Genomic DNA, 2038 nt, shown 5'->3' on the forward strand with positions numbered 1-2038 from the left:
CGGTAACGCTGCAGGCCGAGGTCGATGCCGGCCAGGCGCTGCTGCGCGTGAGCGACGACGGCTCCGGGCTGAGCGACGATGTGCAGGCGCGCCTCTTCGAGCCTTTCTTCACGACCAAGCGCCGCGGTGACGGCCTGGGGCTGGGGCTGTCCATCTCGGCTTCCATCGCCAACGCGCTGGGTGGCTCGCTGCAGGGCGGCAATCGACCCGAGGGTGGGGCGCAGTTCATCCTCAGGCTGCCCATCACACAATCGCCGCATGGCCGCGCCTGAACCTACCGATGTGCTGCTCGTCGAAGACGACGAGCAGGTGCGCCTGGCCACGGCCCAGAGCCTGCGCCTGGCCGACCTGCGGTGTCACGGCGTGGAGTCCGCCGAGGCGGCGCGCGCCTGGCTGCAGCCGGGCTTTGCTGGCATCGTCGTCTGCGATGTGCAACTGCCCGGCGACAGCGGCCTCTCATTGCTGCAGCGCCTGCGCGAGCAGGACCCCGAGCTGCCCGTCATCCTCGTCACCGGCCACGGCGACATCGGCATGGCGGTGGAAGCGATGCGCGATGGCGCTTGGGATTTCATCGAGAAACCCTTCTCGGCGGAGCATCTCGTCGAGGTCGTGCGCCGCGCGCTGGCCCAGCGCCGCCTGGTGCTGGAAAACCGGCGGCTGAAGGCCCAGCTTGCCGGCGGACCCGCCGACGGCTTGCTGGGAGCGAGTGCCGCGATGGAGCAACTGCGCACGCTGATCGCCACCCTCGGTCCGGCACGTGTAGACGTGCTCATCCATGGCGAGACCGGTGCCGGCAAGGAGGTCGTCGCCCGCGCCCTGCACGCGGCCAGTGGCGCGACCGGTCCTTTCGTCGCCATCAACTGCGGCGCTCTGCCGGAGAGCGTGTTCGAGTCCGAGATCTTTGGCGCCGAGGCCGGGGCCTACACGGGTGCCGCCAAGCGCCGCATCGGCAAGCTCGAGTTCGCAGGCGACGGCACGGTCTTCCTCGACGAGATCGAGTCCATGCCTATGGCCCTGCAGGTCAAGATGCTGCGTGTGCTGCAGGAGCGCAGCGTCGAGCGCCTGGGCGCCAACACGGCCGTGCCGCTGGCCTGCCGCGTCGTCGCCGCGACCAAGGTGGACCTGCTGGAGCTGGCCCGGGAAGGGCGCTTTCGCGAGGACCTGTTCTACCGCCTGGACGTGGCCAGCATCGCGCTGCCGCCGCTGCGCCAGCGCCGCGAGGACATCCCGCTGCTGCTGAGCCATTTCTGCGCCCAGGCTGGCGAACGCCTGCAGCGCCCGGTGCCGGCCTGGAGCGCCGCCCAACTCGCCGCTTGGGCAGCGCGCGACTGGCCGGGCAATGTGCGCGAGCTGCGCAACTTTGCCGAGCGCTGGGTGCTGGGCCTCGTCACCGAGGCTGCCCCTCCTGTGCCGCAGCTGACTAACGAGCCGGCCGCCCTGCCGCAGGCGCCGCTGGACGAGGCGCTGGCTGCCGTCGAGCGGCAGTGGATCGTGCAGGCCTTGCAGGAGAGCGGCGGCAATATTGCCAAGGCCGGCGAGCGCCTGGGCCTGGCGCGCAAGACGCTGCACGACCGCATCCGCCGCCTCGGGCTGGACGCCGACGCCTATCGCTCGAGCTGAGGCGCGCCGGCACCGCCAAGCAGTTCCGCGTCGTGCACATCAGCCCGCATGGCGATGGCGGTGCCCGCTTCGAGATGGCGCGCATCGCTTTGGGCAACTAGAAGCGGCTGGCCCTGGTCAGTCCTTGCCGCCATCCAGCAGGGCATCGCGCAGCTGCGTGTCGGCCGGCGAATCGCCGAACCAGATGCGCAGCACCAGCGTGAAGAACTCGTCGTCACCGACCGGCTCGCCCTGGGCCTGGCCCGAGATGTAGAACTGCGTGCCCTTGCCCGGCACGAAGTCCATCGCGAAGGTGTCGCCGGGCAACAGCTTGGGCTTGCCCGAGAAGATCTCGATGAGCCGGTTCGTGGCCAGGGTGTGCCGGGTCAACTGCTGGCTGGGCGTGTTGTCGCTGATGCCGCGCAGGAAGAGCCGGCCC

At 70.3% G+C, this 2038-nt stretch carries 3 protein-coding genes; 2 read left to right on the forward strand and 1 reads right to left on the reverse strand.

Annotation, left to right across the window (positions count from 1 at the left end; genetic code table 11):
- Together AC1DU6_RS28955 and AC1DU6_RS28960 are read left to right on the forward strand one after the other, a co-directional pair.
- The coding region (locus AC1DU6_RS28955) for a sensor histidine kinase (protein ID WP_477861380.1) at window positions 1-272 on the forward strand (272 nt) is incomplete at its 5' end.
- Window positions 259-1620 (forward strand): sigma-54-dependent transcriptional regulator, encoded by a 1362-nt coding sequence (locus AC1DU6_RS28960; protein ID WP_477861382.1) that lies wholly within the window; start codon window positions 259-261, stop codon window positions 1618-1620. The genes AC1DU6_RS28955 and AC1DU6_RS28960, both read left to right, overlap by 14 nt.
- 117 nt (window positions 1621-1737) lie before the next feature.
- Here AC1DU6_RS28960 and AC1DU6_RS28965 read toward each other — a convergent pair.
- The coding region (locus AC1DU6_RS28965; protein ID WP_477861384.1) for a chalcone isomerase family protein at window positions 1738-2038 on the reverse strand (301 nt) is incomplete at its 5' end.

The organism is Roseateles sp. P5_B10 (assembly GCF_056400485.1).

Bases quoted from the DNA above. Each gene is read 5' to 3' on its own strand.
- AC1DU6_RS28960 (WP_477861382.1), top strand. From the start codon at position 259: ATGGCCGCGCCTGAACCTACCGATGTGCTGCTCGTCGAAGACGACGAG.